18 protein-coding genes are annotated in these 22,821 nt (G+C 41.9%); 6 read left to right on the forward strand and 12 right to left on the reverse strand.

Translation table 11 applies throughout. The features are described from left to right. Nucleotides 1–77: 77 nt before the first annotated feature. From iolE to F0227_RS13145, 3 genes are all read right to left on the reverse strand, one after another. Nucleotides 78–968: a myo-inosose-2 dehydratase gene (gene iolE / locus F0227_RS13135; RefSeq protein WP_171753671.1), complete on the reverse strand. Its 891-nt coding sequence runs from the start codon at nucleotides 966–968 to the stop codon at nucleotides 78–80. 19 nt (nucleotides 969–987) lie between these two features. Further along, a complete protein-coding gene (gene iolC / locus F0227_RS13140) occupies nucleotides 988–2,895 on the reverse strand; it encodes a 5-dehydro-2-deoxygluconokinase (RefSeq protein WP_171753672.1) in 1,908 nt (635 codons plus the stop codon). Nucleotides 2,896–3,063: 168 nt separating this feature from the next. Further along, a complete protein-coding gene (locus F0227_RS13145) occupies nucleotides 3,064–4,437 on the reverse strand; it encodes a GntP family permease (RefSeq protein ID WP_171753673.1) in 1,374 nt (457 codons plus the stop codon). Nucleotides 4,438–4,800: 363 nt separating this feature from the next. Here F0227_RS13145 and F0227_RS13150 point away from each other — a divergent pair, with 363 nt between their 5' ends. Further along, nucleotides 4,801–5,967 carry an iron-containing alcohol dehydrogenase gene (locus tag F0227_RS13150; protein ID WP_171753674.1) on the forward strand — a complete coding sequence of 389 codons (1,167 nt, stop codon included), beginning with the start codon at nucleotides 4,801–4,803 and terminating at the stop codon, nucleotides 5,965–5,967. A gap of 90 nt (nucleotides 5,968–6,057) precedes the next feature. Here the strand turns inward: F0227_RS13150 and F0227_RS13155 are convergent, their stop codons facing one another. Continuing rightward, on the reverse strand, nucleotides 6,058–6,882 hold the full coding sequence (locus F0227_RS13155) for a MurR/RpiR family transcriptional regulator (RefSeq protein ID WP_171753675.1): 825 nt from the start codon (nucleotides 6,880–6,882) through the stop codon (nucleotides 6,058–6,060). Nucleotides 6,883–7,138: 256 nt separating this feature from the next. On the opposite strand from F0227_RS13155, the gene F0227_RS13160 reads away from it, so the two are divergent. From F0227_RS13160 to F0227_RS13175, 4 genes are all read left to right on the forward strand, one after another. Continuing rightward, nucleotides 7,139–7,924 carry an inositol monophosphatase gene (locus tag F0227_RS13160; protein WP_171753676.1) on the forward strand — a complete coding sequence of 262 codons (786 nt, stop codon included), beginning with the start codon at nucleotides 7,139–7,141 and terminating at the stop codon, nucleotides 7,922–7,924. Between the two features lie 138 nt (nucleotides 7,925–8,062). Continuing rightward, entirely contained in the window at nucleotides 8,063–9,460 is a 1,398-nt protein-coding gene (locus F0227_RS13165) for an MFS transporter (protein WP_171753677.1), read from the forward strand. A gap of 90 nt (nucleotides 9,461–9,550) precedes the next feature. Continuing rightward, nucleotides 9,551–10,381, forward strand: a complete 831-nt coding sequence (locus tag F0227_RS13170; protein ID WP_171753678.1) for a phosphatidylinositol-specific phospholipase C domain-containing protein — start codon at nucleotides 9,551–9,553, stop codon at nucleotides 10,379–10,381. A 97-nt stretch (nucleotides 10,382–10,478) separates the two neighbouring features. Further along, on the forward strand, nucleotides 10,479–11,906 hold the full coding sequence (locus F0227_RS13175) for a ricin-type beta-trefoil lectin domain protein (protein WP_171753679.1): 1,428 nt from the start codon (nucleotides 10,479–10,481) through the stop codon (nucleotides 11,904–11,906). Between the two features lie 90 nt (nucleotides 11,907–11,996). Here the strand turns inward: F0227_RS13175 and F0227_RS13180 are convergent, their stop codons facing one another. The 4 genes from F0227_RS13180 to F0227_RS13195 form a co-directional block, all read right to left on the reverse strand. Beyond that, nucleotides 11,997–13,622, reverse strand: coding sequence for a sensor histidine kinase (locus F0227_RS13180; protein WP_171753680.1), 1,626 nt, complete (start codon nucleotides 13,620–13,622; stop codon nucleotides 11,997–11,999). Between the two features lie 292 nt (nucleotides 13,623–13,914). Continuing rightward, nucleotides 13,915–15,219, reverse strand: coding sequence for a sodium ion-translocating decarboxylase subunit beta (locus F0227_RS13185; protein WP_171753681.1), 1,305 nt, complete (start codon nucleotides 15,217–15,219; stop codon nucleotides 13,915–13,917). Between the two features lie 9 nt (nucleotides 15,220–15,228). Next, a complete protein-coding gene (gene oadA, locus F0227_RS13190) occupies nucleotides 15,229–17,013 on the reverse strand; it encodes a sodium-extruding oxaloacetate decarboxylase subunit alpha (RefSeq protein WP_171753682.1) in 1,785 nt (594 codons plus the stop codon). 18 nt (nucleotides 17,014–17,031) lie between these two features. Then, nucleotides 17,032–17,283 (reverse strand): OadG family transporter subunit, encoded by a 252-nt coding sequence (locus F0227_RS13195; RefSeq protein ID WP_171753683.1) that lies wholly within the window; start codon nucleotides 17,281–17,283, stop codon nucleotides 17,032–17,034. Nucleotides 17,284–17,538: 255 nt separating this feature from the next. Between F0227_RS13195 and F0227_RS13200 the strand changes: the two genes are divergently transcribed. After that, on the forward strand, nucleotides 17,539–18,075 hold the full coding sequence (locus tag F0227_RS13200; RefSeq protein WP_171753684.1) for a citrate lyase holo-[acyl-carrier protein] synthase: 537 nt from the start codon (nucleotides 17,539–17,541) through the stop codon (nucleotides 18,073–18,075). Nucleotides 18,076–18,179: 104 nt separating this feature from the next. Here the strand turns inward: F0227_RS13200 and citC are convergent, their stop codons facing one another. The 4 genes from citC to F0227_RS13220 all read right to left on the reverse strand — a co-directional run bounded on the left by citC (nucleotide 18,180) and on the right by F0227_RS13220 (nucleotide 22,586). Continuing rightward, on the reverse strand, nucleotides 18,180–19,271 hold the full coding sequence (citC, locus tag F0227_RS13205; RefSeq protein WP_171753685.1) for a [citrate (pro-3S)-lyase] ligase: 1,092 nt from the start codon (nucleotides 19,269–19,271) through the stop codon (nucleotides 18,180–18,182). 206 nt (nucleotides 19,272–19,477) lie between these two features. Next, nucleotides 19,478–20,983 carry a tripartite tricarboxylate transporter permease gene (locus F0227_RS13210; protein WP_171753686.1) on the reverse strand — a complete coding sequence of 502 codons (1,506 nt, stop codon included), beginning with the start codon at nucleotides 20,981–20,983 and terminating at the stop codon, nucleotides 19,478–19,480. 11 nt (nucleotides 20,984–20,994) lie between these two features. Further along, a complete protein-coding gene (locus F0227_RS13215; protein WP_171753687.1) occupies nucleotides 20,995–21,489 on the reverse strand; it encodes a tripartite tricarboxylate transporter TctB family protein in 495 nt (164 codons plus the stop codon). Nucleotides 21,490–21,593: 104 nt separating this feature from the next. Beyond that, nucleotides 21,594–22,586, reverse strand: a complete 993-nt coding sequence (locus tag F0227_RS13220) for a tripartite tricarboxylate transporter substrate-binding protein (protein ID WP_171753688.1) — start codon at nucleotides 22,584–22,586, stop codon at nucleotides 21,594–21,596. Between the last annotated feature and the right edge of the window lie 235 nt (nucleotides 22,587–22,821).

The raw sequence follows: 22,821 nt of genomic DNA on the forward strand, positions 1-22,821 counted from the left end.
AACTACATCACTCCAAAAACTGGAAGTTATTAGAAAGCGCCAGCATAGGGCCTGGCGCTTATACTACTTCGTGCGTATTAGATTAATTCCGCATCTTTAGCTAGTTTCTCTAGGTTGTTATACCCGAGTGTTGCATAGGTTAATGGGTTCGCAATCGCAGGATCTTGTTCCGCTTCAACCACTAACCAACCTTGATAGTTTTCCTGTTTTAGAATTTTGAAAATCTCAGGGTAGTTAACGCAACCATCTCCCGGCACGGTATAAACACCATCAAGAACAGAGTTTAAGAAACTCATCTTCTTATTTTTAACATCAGCAAGTACATCTTTTCGGATATCTTTACAGTGAACATGATTAATTCGTTTAGCCCAACGTTCAGCTACAGCAATAGGGTCCGCGCCTGCAAAAGTTAGATGTCCTGTATCAAGTAATAAACCGACTTCAGAACCGGTGTTAGACATCAAATTATCAACATCTTCCGCAGTTTCTATCACCGTACCCATGTGGTGATGGTAGGCAATTTGCACACCTTGGCTTTGAGTATATTTAGCAAACTCTGTGATTTTTTTACCGTACTCTTCCCAACGATCTTTTGGAAACTCTGGACGTAGATGAACAGGTGTATCTTGCTTACCATGAATACAATCCGTTACTTCACAAACCACCATGACTTTCGCACCTAGCTCACGAAGTAAAGTTAAATGCGGTTGCACTGCTTCAATCTCTTCTTCAACAGAACGAGTAAGAAGCTCTAACGAATACCAGCCAGATACAAGCTCCACATCATGAGCGTTTAAAATTGGGCCTAAAATGCTGGCTTCTCTTGGAAACTTATTGCCAAGTTCGAAACCTACAAATCCAGCTTGACGACCCTCTGTTAAACATGTTTCCAAAGATGTTTCAGCGCCTAAAGAAGGTAAATCATCATTAGTCCAAGTTAGCGGATTGATACCAAGTTTAATTGTCATTATATTTTTTCCTTATTCACTAGAGTGCGCGGTTGCGCCATAGAGTGATGAGATTGTGATAGTTAGATTTAATATCTTCGATTAATGTTTTATCGTCTGTTTTGTTAGCTAACCAATTACGAGAAGGCTCACCAAATAGTGTTCTTCCTACAGCAAAGCCTTTAACAACATCGTGTCCTGCTGTGGCAGAAAATCCGGATTTTAACTCTGCTTGAGAGGCGTCTAAACCTAGAATAACAACACCGCGACAGTAGCAATCACGCTCTTGGATTAGATCAGATACCTGACTCCACGACTCGCTGGCTAGAGGAGGTAATTTCCACCAATCCGGTTTCACACCTAGGTTGTAAAAACGCTTCATTGCTCGAATATAGAGATCATCTTCTTTTTCAACACCAGCGGGTAAAATGATTTCCAACAGCAACTCATGACCTGACTTACAGCATGCTTGATACACTTCTTTAATTTGACGCTCTTGTTCTAGGCGAACTTGGCAGTCACTTTCAGGATTAAAGAACACAAGACATTTAACGATATGCTCTAGAGGCCAATCGATAAGCTGTGAACCGATATTGCCATGTTCTAGTTCTAATGGATTAGAGCCAGGAAGCTCAATAGGACGGCCAATCCACCACCCACTCCCAGTAACCTCGTTCAACACATCTTGACCATATGTACTATCACAAAGAAGTCCTGATTTACCTTGAATTCCTGCTTCTTGTTCTACTTCACGGCTTGCTTGCAGTATCAGTTTCTTGAGCGGCTTAATTCGACTCAAGTCCGCACCAGCTTCACGCGCCATTTCTACAAACTGAATTCTATGGTCAAATGCCATAACGCATAACTCTTGCCACTCAGTTTTTCGAGTTGTTACACGGTGTAAATGATTTAATTCTTCATCGAGATCAGGGCGTGGCACATCTTCAGCACGAGTCAAATAATTGTCTAGCTCTTCCTTGGTTGGCATAGCCGGAGCACAACCATGACGGGAAACCACTAACGCGCCACAAGCGTTAGCATAGGCACAAGATTTCTGCCAACTTTCACCATTCAAGTAACCACGCAGTAGCCCAGACATAAACGCATCACCAGCACCCAATACGTTAAGCACTTCTACTCGAACACCTGTTACCGTGATCCCATCATCTAAATCTTCAGGGATATCTCCTGTAAACACGGAACAACCTAGTGGTCCACGCTTACAGACAAACTCAGCGTCTGAGATTTTTCTTACGTTCTTTAGTGCTTCAATTGTATCGGTTGAACCACCAGAAATATGGAACTCTTCTTCTGTTCCAACAATAACATCAAACAAGCCAAGAACTTCTTGGAGCTCTTCTGTTACCTTGCTTGACTCTACAAAACGTGTTTCACCATCTCCCAAGGAAGTTAATCCCCAAAGAACAGGACGGTAATCAATATCTAGCGCGGTTTTTACACCGTTTCTACGTGCGTATTTCAACGCCGTTAACACTGCTTCTCGCGTTTTTGGATTAGAGAGGTGGCTACCAGTGATAGCTAAACAACGAGCAGACGCAATATATTCTTCTGTAAAATCGTCTTTTGTAATCGCCATATCAGCACAATTATCGCGATAGAAAATCAATGGGAATGTATCTTCGTCTTTAATGCCGAGAATAACTAAAGCAGTAAGACGCTCACTGTCCTTGATTAGATTACTTGTATCACAGCCAACACTTTCGAGTTCTTCCTTTAGAAAGCGTCCCATATGCTCGTCGCCTATGCGCGCTAGCATGGATGACTTTAGTCCTTGAACTGCTGTGCCATACGCGACGTTACCTGAGGAGCCTCCAAGATACTTACTAAAAGATCCCATATCCTCAAGACGCGAACCAATTTGTTGACCATAGAGATCAACAGCAATGCGGCCCATGCAGATTAAATCTAAAGATTTTTTACTGTCCACTTTAAAACCTCTTACAATTATTTATTTCATAACAAACATTATACGAAACGTTTATTTTATTTCAATGCAATTAAGTACATTTATTCCAAATCGTGATCAAGTTGGAACTTTTATTTAATGAGCGTCTTTACCTTCAATTTAACCCTGTTTGAAATTGATTCATTCTAGTTAAACGACCCCCATTACAGCGAAAACTAAGGTCACTCCGGTGGCTATAATTGGGATAAATAACGTACAGACAAAAATATCCTTGTACGATTCTCTATGAGTCATTCCACAAATAGCGAGTAAAGTAATAACCGCTCCATTGTGCGGTAAAGAATCTAAGCCTCCACATGCTATGGATGCGATACGGTGCAAGACTTCTAAGCTAATACCTAACTCAGATGCTTGTTGAATATAAGTTTGCCCCAAGGCATCAAGCGCAATACTCAAACCTCCTGATGCGGAGCCAGTGATCCCTGCGAGTAAACTTGTTGATAGTGCAAATGATAAGAGTGGTGTACCTGGAATAGCCAAGATCAATTGCTTTATAACCACAAACGCAGCCAATGACTTAATAACATTACCGAACCCAACAGCCGCTGCTGTATTCATGATTGGCATGACCGAATCAAGGCTCCCCTCATTGATAATCTGTTTTACGTTAGGCATATATTTGTGAAATAGAGCAATCGCGACCACTATCGCTGTGGTTAGCGCAATGATGAGACTCCACATGCCGTTTACTTTAGATAACGTAACTCCGTAATCAGAAAGGTAGCTTGTATCAATATTGGGGTAGTAAAATGTTACGATTATAAAATTTAGAGCTAATACTATTACAATAGGTATAAAGGCTAATGTTGCAGAAGGAAGATCTGCGCCATCTGCCTCATTTCTTTTTTCTATATGAACCCCATACCCTTCACCGTTTTCTTTTGCTATTGATTCGCGACGTTTCAACCACAACATCCCTAAACCAAACATCACTACAGAAGCGATAATCCCCAGCATGGGAGCAGCGTAAGCTGTTGTACCGAAAAAGGGCATTGCGATTGTATTTTGAATTTGAGGAGAGCCAGGTAACGCGGTCATTGTGTAAGTAAACGAACCTAGTGCAATTGATCCCGGTATTAATCTTTTTGGCACATCGTTTCGTCGGAAAATGTCTGCAGCAATAGGATATACAGCGAACACAACGACAAACATGGATACGCCACCATAGGTCAATACTGACACTGCGAGTACAACCGCTAATATAGAGTTAGTGGCACCAATCTTTTTCGTTATCACTTCAGCAATACTTTTTGCGGCGCCTGAAGCATCCATGACTTTGCCAAAAATTGCACCAAGCAAGAACGCCGGAAAATATAACTTTACATAATTTGCCGCGCTCGACATAAATACTTCTGTAAAGCTTGCCATTAAAGGCGTGCCAACTGAGAACATTGCCGCCACTAACGCCAATATGGGCGCAAGCCAAATGACTGACATGCCTTTATATGCCAAATACATCAACATTACTAATGACAGCAATATTCCAAAAATTCCTAAATACACAACTAACTCCAAATTTTAAAATGTTTAAATTTTAAGAATGCTAGCCTTAACCAATAAGCTTCCATTCAACACCCTGCACGCATTGAAACATTTGTTTCATCAAATTGGAAGAAAATTTCTATTTTTTTGAACACAGAAAAGTTGTATAGAAAACAGACAAATGAATAAATGCAAGAGCTAACGCACTGATTAACAATCACTTATAAACCATTAACAAGTGAAATACACTCGAATAACTGTCGTAAAATTTAACGGCAAGGTGAAAAAATCCGATTTAGAGTTTGATTTATAACGACAACATTGTAATATGCCGAAATATTCATTTCATTAGTTTAAACGTAAAACATCATCAGGAGTACAGTAATGAGCACTAAAGTAGTGTTGCCTAGAACCATGCATGTCGGCAAAGATTCCATTGAGAAAGTTGCCGAAGCAATGAAAGCGCTTAACGCTTCTAAACCATTAATTATTACTGACAAAATAATGGTTAGTTTGGGGTATATCGATAAAATTGACGCGATTCTGTCAAAGAACAATTATCACGCTGCTGTTTTTTCAGACACCGTTCCAGAACCGACAGCAAGTTCAATTACGGCTGGCGTTACCATTGTTCAGGAAGGGGATTTCGACTGCATTATCGCCGTTGGTGGCGGTAGTCCAATTGATAGTGCTAAAGCTATCGGTATTGTTGGAAAATTTGGCGGTAAAGCTCGCGACTATAAGTTCCCACGCGATGTGACAGAGCAGGGTTTGCCAATTATTGCCATTCCAACAACCGCCGGAACAGGTTCTGAAGCCACTCGCTTTACCATTATTACTGATGATGCAAGTGATGAAAAAATGCTATTGTCCGGCGATGGTTTTATGCCTCATACGGCAATCATTGATTACAACCTAACATTATCTTTGCCAACAAGAACAACTGCCGATTGCGGTTTGGATGCACTTACTCATGCTATCGAATCCTACGTAAGTAAAAAAGCCAACCCCTTTAGCGATCATCAAGCATTAGCCGCAATAAGATTGATCGCACCAAACTTACGAAATGTGTACAGAAACCCTAAAGATGAAGATGGCCGAGAAGCTTTGATGTTGGGATCCACATTGGCTGGGATTGCATTTTCAAATGCATCAGTGGCATTAATCCATGGAATGAGCCGTCCAATTGGTGCGTTTTTTCATGTTCCACATGGTTTATCCAATGCCATGCTTTTACCGGTAATTACTGAGTTTTCTATCGAAAATGCGCAAGCTCGCTATGCGGACTGTGCAAGAGCGATGGGTGTATCCAATATCCAAGATAGTAATAGCGTTGCTTGTAATAAACTAGTTACAGAACTGAGATCCTTAAATAAGGATTTAGAGGTTCCGAGCATGGAGAAATATGGCATTGACTCAGACAGATTTCACGACTTGTTACCAATAATGGCAGAACAAGCACTTGCTTCCGGCTCTCCTAGCAATAATCCACGCGTACCAAGTGTTGATGAAATGATTAAACTCTATAAAAAAGTTTGGTTAGATAAGTAGTCATTAATGTATAGCGACTAAATAAGTTAAAAGCATAAAAATCTGATTATTCAATTGGATTTTTATGCTTTTAATCGTCAATAAAATTAACTATTTTTGTTTGAACGCAAGAGAAACAACCAGAGTTTGCAATAAACAATGCAATGCAGCCTGTGAACGGAACCCAGCCAACTCGGCCTCTTTTACTACAAACAATGTGTCATTGAATTTTGCTAATGGGCTGATTTGGCTATCTGTAATAACAATATGATTCGCGCCAGCTTTTGCCACTAACTCACTCAGCATAATGGTATCTTTTGAGTATGGCGAAAAGCTAATAGTAAGTACCACATCTTTGGGGCCAACAACATTCATTTGTTCTCGGTGCATCCCCCCCAACCCATCAATTAATGAAGCTCGTCTATTTAGATGCAATAACGCGTAATTTAAGTATGAAGCAGCGCTAAAAGATTTCTGCATACCAATTATGTATATGTTTTCCGCATCACTTAATAAATTAACGGCTTTCTCAAGCTCTTCCGTTGACGTTTGGGCAGCCAGGCAGGCTAATGCTTTGGTATTTGCATGAGCAAATTCTTGAAGGATATCGGCTGGTCGTTCTAATGACGGAGCTTCTCCTTCCAGCTCTTCGAACAGACGAACCCTATCCGAATAATTCGTTGTTTCTTCTACCATGTTTTTTCGGAAAATCTGCTTCATATCATTAAAGCCAGTGAAGCCGAAAGCATTAGCAAAGCGTATCAAAGTAGATGGAGGAACATCGGCTTTTTCTGCAATAATCGCAACCGTATCAAATGCAACACTGTTTGGGTTCTCTATAATGTAACCCGCCACTTCTTGTAATCTTTTACTTAACTCGTCATACCTAGAGCGAATTTGATCTTGCAATTCAATTAAATTAGTTGCAACCAACATATAGTCCTCTTATTTAATAACCTTTAATGAGCAATCACGTATTTTTTAGACGGTATTAGTGTAGTTATTAGTCTGTAAATTTCAAGTTAAAAGCAATTTTAGTTCATTTATTTCGTAAAATATTAAAAGTTCTCCTCCTATTCGGGCTATTTTGGCGAACTTTCATTGCATATACGTATGTTTTTGAAATCGATCACAGAATGTTTATTCTTAAATCTGTATCTTATGAAACATAGATTTTACCGCAGGAATAAAAATGGACAGCTTAACGAATAGATACGTTTTCATCAAAGAGGTGGCAAAGCAAGCAGGTAAACTTGCATTTGATTACTTTCAGAATAGAGAACAACTCAAGATTGAAAGAAAAAATAATGATGGACAAGATCTGGTCACTGTCGCTGATCGAACTACAGAGGACTTCATCCGAAATCAAATCAATACCCATTATCCTCAAGACAGTATTTTTGGTGAAGAGTCAGGATTATCTGGAGACAACTCTAGCTATACCTGGGTTGTAGACCCAATTGATGGCACTAGCGCATTTCTATTCGGCTTGCCTTCATGGTGCGTGTCTATTGCACTTCTTGATGAACAAAAGATTACTCAAATTGGCTTAGTTTACGATCCTGTACATGATGAGTTATTTCACTCGATGTCAGGTTGTGGAGCCTATTTGAACGAAACAAGAATTACCGTAAATGAGGTGGAGTCTCTTAATGAAGGACTGTTTGGTGTAGGCGTTTCAACTAGAATACCATCAGAAAAAATTATTCCATTTCTAGACAATCTACTACGAATGGGAGGAATGTTTTATCGGAATGGTTCTGCAGCGCTCATGCTTGCCCATGTAGCGGCAGGAAAACTCATTGGTTATTACGAACCTCATCTAAATTCATGGGACTGCCTATCTGGCTTATTGCTTATTAAAGAAGCAGGAGGAGTAACTAACGATTATAAATCAAATCCTAATTGGATGACGAAAGGAAATTATGTACTCGCATCCAGTCCAGGCATTTATGATAAGTTAAGTAACACTTACTAATATCTCTTTGTCATGGTTTTTATTTATTTAAATAGTCACACCTAATCATTTAATAAACACCATGATAATTTATTTTTCAATTTAGCAAATAATATTACACATTGCTTTATTATTAATTTTATAGTTAAAGGATATACTATGACTAAATTACTGAATAAGTTTGGATTCTCACTCCATACTTTTATTCCATTACTGTTTGTTACCATAAATGCTCAGTTATTATATGCGTTTTGGGACCTTCGAAACTCATTACCATTAGGTTTCCCAGTATCAATGGGTATTACCGATGCAGAAGCGGGTCAATTATACTCAATGCAAGGGTTAGTTATTTTGCTAGGTACCGTCGGATTAGGTTGGATTGGTGATCGTTTCAAAGTACGTAACATTATGCTACTTACTACAACGGGCGTTGGCTGTATCTCTTTGTTTATTGCGATGAACTCGCCAGGTTTAAGTATGCCGGTTTTATTGGCTTGCTTCTTCTTTATGTTGTTATTAAGTGAAGTACTGTTTAAACCAGCTAACTTTAAAGCGGTAAGTATCTCTACATCAGAAGAGCACCAAGGTGTTGCATTCGGCATGTTTGAGTTTGGTCGTGGTGTACTAGCATTTCTTTTGAGCTTAGTTTGGGCAGCATTAGTTCACTACGAAGTAAGCAGCCAGAACATGATGTATGTATCATCAGCTATCATTTTTAGTACAGTAATTCTAATTTTCTTTGCCGTTTCCAAAACTGACACAGTAAAAGACGACGACGACACTGCTAGCACAGCTAAAGAAGCCTTTGCTGGTATAGCGAAAGTGGCGAAGTTCCCTGTTGTTTGGATCACGGGTCTAAATGTATTCTGTATCTATGGCACCTTTATCGCTGCAGGTACGTACTTCGCTAGATTCCTACAAGCTAGTTACGGAACGTCTGCATCCGTTGCGGCTATATTCGCATCACTTGTTATTGCATTGCGTATGCTACCTTTGCTATCAGGTGTACTTGTGACACTGGTCTTTAAGTCTACTTCTCACTTCATGCGATTCATGTCATTTGTTTTATCAATGATTCTACTGGCCATCGCATTCATATTTTATTCAAACCCAGCATCTATTACTGAATTTGTTCCAGGCAATGTTCCAGAAGACATCGTAGCGCCATTCGCACAAAACGCGATTATGGTTCTAATGCTATGTGCTTCAGCGTGCTGCTTCATGATTCGTGGTGTTTACTACGCGCCAATCGGTGAATCTGGTATCAAGAAGAAAAACAGAAGTGCTGCAATGTCATTAGCTATCACGATTGGTTACCTACCAGCTTTGCTAGCACCACTCATCCTAGGTAGCATTATTCTTAGTCCTGAAGTAAATGCTCAAGGTGAAGTTATTCGTGAAATACTAACACCAACGAATGTGATTGGTCAGGTGTTTATCGGTCTATCCATACTTACCGCAATTTCTTCTATGCTTTCTTGGTACTTGGTTTCTCAAAACAAGAAAAAAGAAGCAGCAGAGGAAGAAGAAACTCCAGTATTAGCTGAAGAAGCATAGTACCCCCCAAATAGTAGGCTACCCGCAACTTAGTAGCCTACTATTCTCTCGTAGTAACGTATATACAGTTATATTTAGAGCAAATTCAATATGAACAATACAATATCTAACTGGTTAAAAAATATTCGCGATGACAAATGTATCACTGAACTATGCATTCCCGGTAGCCACGATACCATGACTTCAATGTGTGAAGATGTATACTATAAAACACAAAGTCTATCTCTAAGCGAACAGCTAAATATCGGGCTTCGCTTTTTTGATTTTAGGATAACTAGAAATTTAGTCGCAGCGCATCGTGAATGGATTAGTGATATCACCGCTACTTCTATGTTTGACGAGCTAGTGACGTTTTTAGATAAAAACCCTTCTGAATTTATTATCATTCGTCTTCAAAATGCTAATGAAAACAAAGACGACTTTGACCAGTACAAGGTAATTATTCAAGAGTTTATTGCCAACTATTTCGATTCAATATTCACACCAAAACCAAATGAAAGAAACACATATGATTGGCCAAGCGTAGGCGAAGCTAGAGGTAAAATCATTGTTATTGATAGCAGTGACCCCTCACTCAATATTTCTACAATTAACAATGTTCGCTGGGCATATAATTGGCATGATAATGATGACATCATACTTCAAGACAATTGGGACGGACCAAAATTAAAAAATAAAATAAGAGACATAGAAGAAGTACTACCTCCATCCAATCACAATAATAAAGATCTAATATTAAATCATATCAGCGCTACCAATGGTTATTTAGGCAATCCCGTTGCTTATGCCGAATTAGTTAATCCTATTATAGAAGATAGAATAGAAAAAATTAAAGATAGCTCAGGCGTAGGCATTCTTATTTACGATTTTGTCTATGATAGTGTCGCTGCTAAAACAATCGATGCAAATGAGTTTATATAAACTTTAATTTGTCTAAGATGCTCACAAGAAATTGTGAGCATCTTATTAGTAGTTTTTATTCGATCATAAAGAATTTACCAATAACAAAGGAAATCTTATGAAACTCATTAGAATAATGCTCTATGCCCTAATGGCATCCACATTAAGCGCCACCGTTCAGGCTGCAACTTGTACTGGCGGAGGAGAATATAGCCGCTGGATGGAGCGGATATATAACGCTGATAGCAATGTTCGTCTACGTGACATCGCGATACCGGGAAGCCACGACGCAGGGACTTTTTCCATCAAATCTATTGCCGCAGTGGAAGCAATATCAGTAACACAAAGCCGAGATTTATGTCAGCAAGCTAAAGACGGTATCCGTTACTTCGACCTACGAGTATCCAATGATGACGATGCCAATAAGTTTATTATTGTCCACGGTATTGTTCGAGGTGAAGATCTGCCGTTAGTATTAGACCCTCTCTATGAATTTGCTAAAAATAACCCCAAAGAAATTCTAATATTAGACTTCCAAGAGTTGAATGACTTTGCGGATAACGGAGATGTTCAACGCTTTAACGACTACTTCCTAAATAAATTTTCCAGCCGTTTAATTCCCAAAGTTAAAAATGGTACTCATTATAACTCGGCAAACATCAAAATTTCTGATGCTTGGAATATGAATAGGAATGTTATTGCTTTAGCTGATCAAAGCCAGGTATTAGCCTCTTCAGATTATTATTGGCCACGAGAAAGCAGCATTGACTCTCCATGGGCAAACGCGGCATCAGTTGACGATTTAAAAGCTCATCAAGACTCACAAATCATTAACCACCAAAATACCAACAAGTTTTATGTCAGTCAGATGCAGCTTACCGTTTTAGGTTCTGGTGGTATTTTCGATAAACTGACTACTCTTAAAAGTCTGGCTGATGAATCGAACCCCTATCTTGCACAATGGATGATGTCCTATGAGATTGATCAGGGTTTAGAACCAAATATCATTATGGTTGATTACTATGAGCGTCAATCAAAAGTAACAGAAGTCAGTTTGGCTATTGATTTGTACCGTAAAAATAGTTCGTATTCCGACATTAAAACATTATTTCCAAATAACTATGGTGCGATCTATCCACTCACTACAGATATAAAATTTTCTCGGCTTAAAAATGGCAAAGATAAGTGTCTAGATATTGAAGATCGCAATCTTGAAAACGGCAATAACCTACACCAATGGAGCTGCCACGATGCAGACTCTCAGCTCTGGTATTTAGATCCCGACGGTTACTTACGTAACAAACTCAATTTCAACAAATGTGCAACGGTATCTGGTTCAGGTAACAAGGGGTCATCGGTTAAAATTTGGGACTGTAACGACCAACTTAATCAACGTTGGACTGAGTACAAAAATAACACTTTGCGTAGCCTGTATGGCGATAAAGGGGTGCTTGACATTAAAAATGGTAGCTGGTCAATAGAAGGGTCAAATGCGCATATTTGGAGTTACCACGGTGGCAAAACTCAAACATGGCGTTGGAAGTAATCGCGCTTCAATTACTTAGCTGAATATCTATAACGTGAAATGAAAAGTGCCTGACGTTTCCTTCCGGCACTTTTTCATTGATGACTCATATTACTTAGGGATAAAAATAGAAAAGATAGTCCCCTGAGGTCGCGCTTCATCCACTAAAATAACCCCACCAGCATTGGCGACATACCGATTAATAAGGTACAAGCCTACGCCTTTGTTGCCATCACCCTCTTCTTTATTGCTCACTCCGCGGCTAAACATGGTCATTGCTAATTCTGGCTTTATTCCAACACCGTTGTCCTGAACTTCTATCACCAGCTCTTTCCCTTCGTCAGATATCAGTAAAGTGATGACTTTTGTGCTGTCTGGGTTCTTTAAGGTCGCTTCAAATGCATTATCCAGCAAATTACCAATGACCGCAGATAACTCGTTGGCATCGATAGACTCGCCAAGTTTCTCTAACCTACATTGTGGCGAAAACTGCAAATCTAGCTCCAGAACACGAGCGCGAGCAGCTTTACCAATCAAGATTCCCGCAAGTTGTTTACAGTGAATACGTTCAGTAACAAAATCGATGGTCTCTTGTTTACGATGCTTTTCGTTATAAATAAGTTCTAGAGCCGCTTGGCTGTCACCCATTTCAATCAGGCCAGATATGGTTGAGATCTTGTTCTCATACTCATCACGCGTTGCACGCAGGTTCTCTGTGTACTGTTTAATCTGACTTAATTCATCATTTAGCAGACTAATGTCTTCTTTGTTCCGGAAACTAATCACCCAGCCTGTTAATGTTTCTTCATCATAAATGGCCACTCGATTCGCGATAAATACCTGATCATTAACTTTGATAAGCTCATCTTTAAGGTTTTCATCATAAGGCGTATGGAACAAAAACTGACTTTGATTAATATAGTCGGTGACATTCTCACCTCTTAGCTGCGCCGGCGTCTTTTCTGTGCCGAGCATTTTTAAAGCGGTGATATTAGCAGTAAGAATATTTCCTTGTTTATCAAAACCGATAATTCCCTCATAAACCGATCGCAAGATAGATTTTCGCATATTGTAAGCGAAGGCAATTTCAGCGGGCTCTTTGCCATTCATATTACGTTTAATATGGTTCGAGAATAACCAGCCCCCCACCAGCGTAATCACGAGAATAATAATAAAATCAGATAGCAACGGTTGTGCGTAATCAATGATCCAACCATCAAGCTGATCCAGCAGGTATCCAACAGAGACAACTCCAATCACTTCTCCATTGGCATCTTTCAGCGCCGCTTTGCCCCGAATTGAAACACCAAGGCTTCCTTCGCTATGAGAGATATAAGACTCGCCCCTTATCAAAGCGGACTCGTTATCCGCCCCTTTCATTGGTAAGCCAATTCTTTCTTTAATTGGATGCGATAAACGGATGCCGTCTTTATCCCCGATAACAATAAAACTTGCGTCCGATGTTAGTCGGCGTCTTTCTATCAACTGCTCGATCGCAGCGAGGTTATTGGCCTTAACTTGTTTTATAACAGCGGGATCGCTTGCAATCTCTTTCGCTTGAATCAGAGCTCTCATTCCGATCTGATGCTCTAGCGTTTCTACTGCGGCGCTACGAAAATTTACCCCAATAAAAATCAACTGAAGACCCATAGAGAACAAAATGAAGATAAATATTTTGTTCCTGAACGAAACGCTATTCTGAATCTTCTCAAGTAATCGAAGTGAACTGTCTATCATACCTACGCCTTTCTCGTTATTTTTGTATCTGACCCAGCAAGAATGTATAACCGACCTACGGCAACTCTCAGTAACAGATGGAAACAAACATAAAACGGGCCTACTGGCCGCTCATCAACATCTCCATTTCAGCATCAGATAACCTTGCCAAAGCATACCACTCCTTAAGTTATCTTTCTTGAACAGAACGCATTGATATCACTCTGAATCTTACATTTTGAGATCACTGTGGTACATAAATACAACAAAAGGGAGAAACATGTTCTCCCGATAAAATAGAGCGAAATGGCAATTAACTACCCAGTACGTACTTAATCATCACCCCAGCCGCAACCGCCGAGCCGATAACGCCTGCCACATTTGGCCCCATTGCGTGCATCAACAGGAAGTTCTGCGGATTCGCTTCCAAACCAATTTTGTTAGAGACTCGAGCGGCCATTGGAACAGCAGAGACACCAGCCGAACCAAGCAGTGGATTCACCTTATCCTCGAAAACCTTATTCATTAGTTTGGCCATCAACAATCCAGCAGCAGTACCAACACAAAAAGCGGCGATACCAAGCGCTAAAATACCCAAGGTTTGTGGTTGAAGAAACTTATCAGCCATTAACTTTGAACCAACAGATAAGCCAAGGAATATAGTAACAATGTTGATTAACGCATTCTGAGCAGTATCTGATAGACGTTCAACGACACCACATTCTCGCATCAAGTTACCAAAACAGAACATGCCCAACAGAGGTGTGGCCGACGGTAACAGCATCGCAATAAGAAGTAGCAACATCAATGGAAAGCAGACCTTCTCGATCTTGCTTACCTGACGCAGTTGTTTCATCTCAATCTTACGCTCGGCTTCTGTAGTTAACGCTCTCATAATCGGCGGCTGGATCATAGGAACCAACGCCATATAAGAGTATGCCGCGACAGCAATCGCACCCAATAACTCCGGTGCCAGCATGCTAGACACATAGATTGCAGTCGGCCCATCCGCCCCACCGATAATACCGATGGCAGCGGCCTGAGCGACACTGAAGTCCATCACGCCAAACTGACTCAGTGCCAACGCACCTAACACGGTTGCGAAGATACCAAACTGCGCAGCGGCCCCGAGCAGTAACGTTTTAGGGTTAGCTAAAAGTGGACCAAAGTCCGTCATAGCGCCGACACCCATAAAGATAACGAGTGGCCCCACGCCTGATGCAATCGCGACACTATAGAAGGTATACAACATACCATCACTGTATTTAAACTGCTCAGCCAGAAGGTGTAAGGTCATCTTCTGCTCAGGGGTTGCCATTTCAGCCGCCTGTTTAATCGCTTTTGGCGCGGTATCCGCTATCTCCAGAACCGATGCAAATGCGTGCATTACATCGGTTTTTCCCGCCAGAATCGCCGCTTCAATAGCGTTCACCGCTAAGTTAGCGTCAGGCAAGTTAGACAGAATACCGCCCAAACCAATGGGAACCAGCAGTAAGGGTTCAAACTGTTTGACTATCGCCAAATAAAGCAGCACCATCCCCACCAATATCATGATGGCTTGGCCCCACTGCAAATGTAAGAAACCAAAGTCGTTAATAAGAGCTAATGCACTTTCCATGATCGTCCCTTACGCCAGAGCCAGCAGTTCGTCGCCCACTTGCACAGCATCGCCTTCCGATACGGCTAAGTGTTCAACCTTTCCGTCACGGGCGGCTTTGATTTCGGTTTCCATCTTCATCGCTTCTAAAATCAGTAACGTGTCCCCTTCTTTAACTTGCTGACCGGCTTTAGCGTGTATCTTCCAGATATTTCCAGCTAAAGGAGCCGATACTGATTCCGCACTGCCTGATGGTGCAGATGGTGCCGCCACAGGTGCTGAGTCCGCAACCGCCAGTACTTGTGCATCCGCTCCCTCATTGATTTGAACAACATACGCTTTGTTGTTCACATTCACAGTATAAACAGCATGATCAGTCGATACTTTTGGTTGAGCTTCTTTAGGCTCCGCCTCTTTTGCGGTTGGCACAGATTCAAACGCATCAGGGTTGTTTCTGTTTTCAAGGAACTTCCAAGCAACTTGATCAAAAAGAGCAACGGTAAGAACATCATCAATGAGATTTTCACTTAGCGTAATTCCACGCTCTTTCGCCTGCTGTTCCACCGACTCAATTAAGCTATTCACTTCAGGTTCAATAAGATCCGCAGGGCGGCAAGTGATCGGCTGATTGCCCTCTAATACTCGCTCTTGCAGCTCGCGCTCAACTGGCGCTGGCGTTTGGCCATACTCTCCACGAAGCACACCCGCCGTCTCTTTAGTGATGGTTTTGTAACGCTCACCCATCATGATATTAATCACCGCCTGTGTGCCTACTATCTGAGAAGTCGGTGTGACCAAAGGTATAAAGCCAAGATCTTCTCGTACGCGAGGGATCTCTTCTAGCACTTCATCAATACGGTGCAGCGCATTTTGCTGCTTCAGTTGACTCTCCATATTGGTCAACATTCCGCCGGGAACTTGTGCCACCAAGATTCGAGAATCAGACCCTCTCTGCTGGCCTTCAAAAGCGTGATATTTTTTACGAACTTCGCGGAAATACGCCGAAATAGCTTCAATCTTCTGGATATCTAGCCCTGTATCTCTCTCCGTTCCTTTAAGTGCTGCAACAATGGATTCTGTGGCTGGATGGCCGTAGGTGCCACTCATGGAGGAAACCGCAGTATCAACACGATCAACCCCTGCTTCAATAGCTTTAAGCAGCGTCATATCCGCAATACCCGCCGTAGAGTGACAATGTAAATGAAGCTCTACATCTAACTGTTTCTTCAGGGTGGATACCAGCTCATACGCTTCATAGGGCGACATCACGCCAGACATGTCTTTTAGCGCAATTGAATTAACACCACATTCAACCAACTGTTCAGCCACATCAACCCATGATTGCATCGTATGCACTGGGCTAGTGGTGTAACAAATGGTTCCCTGTGCATGAGCCCCTTGACGGTTTACCGCTTGAATGGCTTGCTTCATATTGCGTACATCATTAAGCGCATCAAACACACGGAAAACATCCATGCCGTTGACCACTGCACGCTCTACAAACTTGTCGACAACATCGTCAGCGTAGTGGCGATAGCCTAAAATATTTTGCCCTCTGAACAGCATTTGCTGCTTAGTATTTGGCATCGCTTTTTTCAGTTCGCGAAGGCGTTGCCAAGGATCTTCTCCAATAAAACGAATGCAGGAATCGAAGGTAGCGCCGCCCCACGACTCTAGAGACCAATAACCGATTTCATCGAGTTTAGACGCGATAGGAAGCATGTCATCTAAGCGCATGCGTGTAGCAAATAGTGACTGGTGTGCGTCCCTAAGTACCACGTCTGTGATACCTAACGGTTTAACTAATTTGGACATTTAAAATCCCCTGTAATCTTATGCCTGTTGACTGATTTTTTGTTTGTGGTGATGAAGTGCTGCAGAAATCGCGGCGACAACCGTATCCTCTGATGCGTTTTCGACCACATTAGATGGTGTGGTTTTGGCATCCATGTTGGACTGAATTTTGTTTGCAACAGTAGAAAGTAAGCGTGTTGCACCGACTAGTAACACGAGAAAAAAGAAAACGAACCCCATGCCTAGCAGCATTAGGGTTACCCCTTCTAAAATTATCGGACTTTCACTCATGATTTTTGAACTCGCTAGTGATTAGTGTCCGGCGAGTATAACCAACAGCAGAAGCGTCACTTCGTGAAGTCCATCATTCAAAACATACGGCGAAACAACTTAAATGGCGTTTATGATTTAAAACTTTACCGTCAAGGGGTTAACGCCATAAACGCCATTTAATACACAAGCTCCACAACAAAATGTCCCACTCTCCTCATTAATATTTGCCCACTGCCAATACAATTTTTCTCTTATCGTTATAAGGAGACCACGATGTCAACGTTAATGACTATCTACGACAAACACCAAGATGCTCAGCTTAGAGCAGAGTTACAACAGCGCTGGATTGCTAAGCATCAGTTGCCATTAATCACCCTTAACACCTACTTGCCCCAAGGCATGCTTAAAAACCCAACCGGTGATCAGATATTCGCTTTAGCCGCGAAGCTGGCTCTTGCTGAAATTAACAAGCTGGGTGGAACCATCGTTAAGGAAAAAGTGTTTCAACCAAAATGTGCCACAGAGGCCATGTATGTCGTTGCCGGGCTCTCTGCAAGTGAGATAAAAAAAAGCATGATTAAACTGGAAACTGAACATCTTCTCGGTGCATTTTTTAACTTTGATGTAATGAATGGTGAAGGTAAGACTATCTCAAGGAAATCCTGCCAACTTGCCGCTAGAAAGTGCATTATTTGTGACCGAGCCGCCTCATACTGCGCTACCTACAACAAACATTCTCAGGCACAACGAGATAAAAAAGCGCACGATATGCTGAGCAACTATTTTATTACCCAGTGCGAAGCGATTTAACCGTTGAGTTTGATACCACTTCCCTGCTTTACAGCTGCATCGATAAACTCGATGCTACCGGCTTTCAGATTGAGCAAAATCTGTTCTCGAAAGTTCAACAAACCCTAAGCATTTACCGAGAGTGGAGAAGCTTGTTTGGCTTTTGCATGAGCACGCTTCTCCTGATAGGGAGAGGTGTCTTCACTGAACAGGTTCTTCAAATAACCGTAAGTTGTCTCTGGCACTATCTGTGCTATCTCTTGCCAGCGGTTCTGAAACAGTAAATGACGAACCAAAGAAGCAGAGATAGGCAACTCTCCCTCTTCACACCTAGGTATCTCAACTAAACAGATCGCAGGGGACTGCAACGTCGACGTCGATAGCCACTGATGCATCTGTTGATTGTAAAACCGTGTTACTTTGCAGATAGGCTCTGTGCCCACATAACGGTGTGTTATTGCCAATGCAGGGGCGAGATAGTCGCGGAACAGCTGTAAATCAATGGCGGTATGAGCAAAGCTAACCACCCCTTCGTCTTTCAAAAAATAGCTAGGAAACGTCGCCCTAGAGATCATGTAATCCGAACCGGGATGAACAATGACATTACTAAACTCTTCTACACCCGCTTTGATCATCGCTAACCTGTCGGCATAGGAAAAAAATGAGCTGTCCTCCTTCACCACAAACAGGTGTAACCAATCACACTCATTGGATGCTTTTTCTACCAAATAGCGATGCCCGAGAGTAAACGGATTGGCATTCATGACAATACTGCCAATTCGCCCGCCTTTTCGCCGCTGTTTGGCCAACGTTTCACAATACTTTTGCAGCCGGTTTTTGCTGTTTTCCATCAAAATCACCCTACCTTTCACTGAGGCAAGATGATAAAAACCAGCCGCATGAAACAACTGATAGTTCTCAGGTTTGGTGTAAATAAAAAGGTTGTATCTGCCCAAGTCGTACGCATGGGTGACCAGTTCGGTAAGCAGTGTGGTAGAAAGGCCGTGACCTTGATGACTCTCGTCTACGGCAATCGATTTTAAGGTATTTCCCGCCAGCCCCCCGCAAGCAGCAATCTCACGTCCCTGATAGGCGACCACAAACAATTCGACATCAACATCCACCCCCAGATCCATTCTGCTGAGAAAAGCGGTAATCTTCTCCATTTTGTTGCTGTTGCCGTTAATCACTTTCTCGAAACTGTATGTACCAAACACCGGATATTCCCACTATTGTTCAACAAACGAATTATCCGTATGTTAAGAGTTAAAAGCATGACTGGCGTCATGATAGTTAGAAGGTTTCAATTTATTCAATGGCGTTTATGAACTTATCCTATGGCGATAGAAACCATAAGAGCCAACCCTATCAGGCTGACTCTTATAAAAAGGACAGTTAACCTATAACGCTTTAACCTATCACGTTATGCTGCTTGTGCTTTCGCGTTACGCTTACGCATCATACTTAACATTGGAAGTCCGATAGATAGCAAGGTCACGGCAATAAGTGCCAACGCCACATTAGAACTCATAAACACGGTTAAGTCTTGGTTCGAAATACGATACGCCTGACGGAATGACTGCTCCATCGTACCGCCAACAATCACCGCCAGAATCATCGGAGCGGTAGGTATGTTGGCACGCTTCATAACTACACCCGCAACACCGAGGATGACAAGGATGTAGAAATCGACCACAGAGTTACTGATTGCGTAGCAACCAATAAACGCTAGGCCAAGAACAATGGGATAAAGTACTTTTGGTGGAATAGCCAGAACTCTCACCAATGCACCCGCTAACGGAATATTCACAATAGCCAGAATAAAGTTAGCAACAAACATACTTGCAATCAGTCCCCACGCAGTTTCCGGATACTGAGTAAACAATAGCGGACCCGGCTGAATACCCAACATTAACAAGGCCCCCATCATTACCGCAGTAGTACCAGAACCCGGAACACCAAGTGACAGCATTGGAATCATTGCACCGATAGACGCGGCATTATTAGCCGACTCTGGCGCTGCAAGACCTTCAATGGCGCCTTTACCAAACTCTTCACTGTTTTTCGACAGTTGCTTCTCGTTGTTGTAACACATAAGAGAAGCCATAGTACCGCCAGCACCAGGTAACGAACCAATGATGAAACCAACAGGTGCACTACGCAAAATTGGCCATTTTGAGCGAGACCAATCATCGTCGCTAATCCAGATTCGTTTAAACTTAGTTTGTGCTTTTTTGGTTCCTTGACTCAATGAACGGAAGCTCTTGAATACTTCACCAAGCGCATAAATACCGATAATTACAACCAAGAAGTCCACCCCAGTCTGAAGCTCTAAATTGCCAAATGTAAAGCGTTCAACACCAGATTGCGCATCGATCCCTATCGTTGCAATAGATAAGCCGACCACCATAGACAAAAAGCCTTTGAGCATATTGCCTTTTGACATAGACGCCGTCATAGAAAGCGCAGCAACCATAAGCAAGAAATACTCAGCAGGACCAAATTTTAAGGCAAAGCTTGCCACAGGCTCCGCAAGTAACGTCATCAGTACGGCGGCAATAGTACCGCCAATCAATGAGGCGATGGCAGACATAGCGAGTGCAGATTCCGCTCGTCCTTTCATTGCCATCGGGTAGCCGTCAAATGTCGCCGCCAGAGCCGCACCATCTCCCGGAGTATTGATTAAGATAGAACTACGAGAACCACCAAACATGGCTCCAATATATACGCCGGTCATTGTAATTAGCGCCGCCGTTGGTCCCATTGCAAATGTCATCGGCAGCAATACCGCCACACCAGTTGCAGGGCCAAGACCCGGAAGCATACCAACAATGGTACCCAAAACCCCGCCAACGGTGACGAGTAGTAAGTGATAAGGCTGTAGCGCAACGCCAAAGCCATTTAATAAGTTAGCAAAAATATCAGTCATGACAGCCTCTCTTATTCAGTAAATGGTAGTGGTGGAAGACTGATACTCAACATGGTTGAGAAGATGAAGAAAACACCCACAGAGAAGACAAGCGCAATAATGGCGTTCTTGAGCAATTTATCTCTGCCACTGGTTATGCCCAGCATAATGAACATAAATAGGAAGGTGCTAATCACATAACCTAAGTGCTCAAAAAGTACCGCATAACCGATTGAAATTATGCAGGTGTAGAAAATTCTTCGACGATCGTTTTTCTTTACATCATCTTCGTTAATCAATTCTTTGTACGCCATAACAGACGCTTTGAAATTACTTTTAATCAGCAAAAGAGCGCCAATTAATATCGATATGACTGCAATGCCAAGTGGAAAATAGATAGGGTCCAAAGGGTTACCGAACGCAGCGCGGGGCATGGAGTACGCCATAAAGCCGTAGACCAAACCAAAGCCTACACCAAATAAACCTGTGAATGCATCCCAATCCGGACGAACAGTTTTGTTTTCCATAGGAATTATCCTTAAGCTGAAACAGAGTTATAAAACATATGATTTAATAGAAAGATAAGAGGTTGCCCTCTCATCTTTTTAGAGTTAACAATTAACAATGGCGATTACTTATTAGAAAAAACTTCTCGTAAGATCTCTTTATACTGCTCATTTGTTTGAGCGAGGAACTTGGTGAACTCTTCACTGTTCTGATAGGCATCATCCCAACCGTTACGGGTACGCGCTTCAGACCACTCCTGAGTTTCAGTCATCTCTTTCAGAGTCTTGTTCCAGAACGTTACCGCGTATTCAGGCATATCTTTAGGACCAAACAGACCACGCCAGTTTTCAAATGTCGCATCAATTCCTTGCTCTTTCACCGTTGGAATATCAGCAATTACGCCAGAGCCAATACGCTTGTCCGCCGTTTGAGCGAGAGCACGTAAGTTGCCACTTTTAACAAGAGAGGTTACATCGCCTAGGCCAGTAGAGATGAGATCGATATGACCTCCCAATACTTGAGCAACCGCTCCGCCATCTTGAAAAGAGATGTAATCAATTTTATTAAGATTCGGTACACCTGCTGCTTTAGCAATCATTAAGAATTGGATATGGTCCATGGAACCTGCCGATGAGGTACCACCAATTTTAACGCTCTTAGGATCTTTTTTGAGAGCTTCCATCACTTCATTAATAGAGGTGTACTTAGAGTCTTTTGAAACAACAAAAGCGGCATAATCGGTGATCAAACGGCCTAGTGGCGTTGTATCTTTGTAGCCAAACTTACTTGATCCATTTAAGTTGGTTAACAAGATTGGTGGAGAGTAAACCGAGATAAGATTATCTTTGCCTACCTTGGTCTGCATATAAGCTAAGTTAACCGCACCACCACCACCAGGACGGTTAGTAACAGGCATGTTGGAATCAACCAACTTGGTATCTTTTAGGGTTTTTGCCACCGTGCGGATAGTTAAGTCCCAACCGCCACCAGCACCAGACGGCGCAACCATAGATAATGTTTTTGGCGGGTAGTCTTTTGCGATTGCATTGCTTAAAGGCATTGCAGCAATAGAAGCCATTGCAGCTCCAACCATCACACTTTTTAGTTTCATGTTCATTTAATAAATCCCATCTAATTATAAGTTTAATATCAACGCGATGATGAATACTCTCGCGAATTGATGAAATTATTATCAAAGGAATACGCTTTAGGTTATGTGATTTAAAACTCTAAAAGATTGGTCTTTAATGCGGAAAATGACGTAAATGATTTAAATGGGAAAAGTGTCTTTGGAGTAACGGCTGAGCACACTATTGCGCGGGAAATGCAGCGACTAGCATTGAGGGATTTGC

Origin of the sequence: Vibrio sp. 99-8-1 (assembly GCF_013114595.1) — a bacterium.
Lineage (GTDB): Bacteria > Pseudomonadota > Gammaproteobacteria > Enterobacterales > Vibrionaceae > Vibrio.

Excerpts from the sequence above, each read along its gene's own strand:
- iolE (WP_171753671.1), bottom strand. The coding sequence starts at position 968 with ATGACAATTAAACTTGGTATCAATCCGCTAACTTGGACTAATGATGAT.
- F0227_RS13150 (WP_171753674.1), top strand. The coding sequence starts at position 4,801 with ATGAGCACTAAAGTAGTGTTGCCTAGAACCATGCATGTCGGCAAAGAT.
- F0227_RS13155 (WP_171753675.1), bottom strand. The coding sequence starts at position 6,882 with ATGTTGGTTGCAACTAATTTAATTGAATTGCAAGATCAAATTCGCTCT.
- F0227_RS13160 (WP_171753676.1), top strand. The coding sequence starts at position 7,139 with ATGGACAGCTTAACGAATAGATACGTTTTCATCAAAGAGGTGGCAAAG.
- F0227_RS13165 (WP_171753677.1), top strand. The coding sequence starts at position 8,063 with ATGACTAAATTACTGAATAAGTTTGGATTCTCACTCCATACTTTTATT.
- F0227_RS13170 (WP_171753678.1), top strand. The coding sequence starts at position 9,551 with ATGAACAATACAATATCTAACTGGTTAAAAAATATTCGCGATGACAAA.
- F0227_RS13175 (WP_171753679.1), top strand. The coding sequence starts at position 10,479 with ATGAAACTCATTAGAATAATGCTCTATGCCCTAATGGCATCCACATTA.
- F0227_RS13180 (WP_171753680.1), bottom strand. The coding sequence starts at position 13,622 with ATGATAGACAGTTCACTTCGATTACTTGAGAAGATTCAGAATAGCGTT.
- F0227_RS13185 (WP_171753681.1), bottom strand. The coding sequence starts at position 15,219 with ATGGAAAGTGCATTAGCTCTTATTAACGACTTTGGTTTCTTACATTTG.
- oadA (WP_171753682.1), bottom strand. The coding sequence starts at position 17,013 with ATGTCCAAATTAGTTAAACCGTTAGGTATCACAGACGTGGTACTTAGG.
- F0227_RS13195 (WP_171753683.1), bottom strand. The coding sequence starts at position 17,283 with ATGAGTGAAAGTCCGATAATTTTAGAAGGGGTAACCCTAATGCTGCTA.
- F0227_RS13200 (WP_171753684.1), top strand. The coding sequence starts at position 17,539 with ATGTCAACGTTAATGACTATCTACGACAAACACCAAGATGCTCAGCTT.
- F0227_RS13210 (WP_171753686.1), bottom strand. The coding sequence starts at position 20,983 with ATGACTGATATTTTTGCTAACTTATTAAATGGCTTTGGCGTTGCGCTA.
- F0227_RS13215 (WP_171753687.1), bottom strand. The coding sequence starts at position 21,489 with ATGGAAAACAAAACTGTTCGTCCGGATTGGGATGCATTCACAGGTTTA.
- F0227_RS13220 (WP_171753688.1), bottom strand. The coding sequence starts at position 22,586 with ATGAACATGAAACTAAAAAGTGTGATGGTTGGAGCTGCAATGGCTTCT.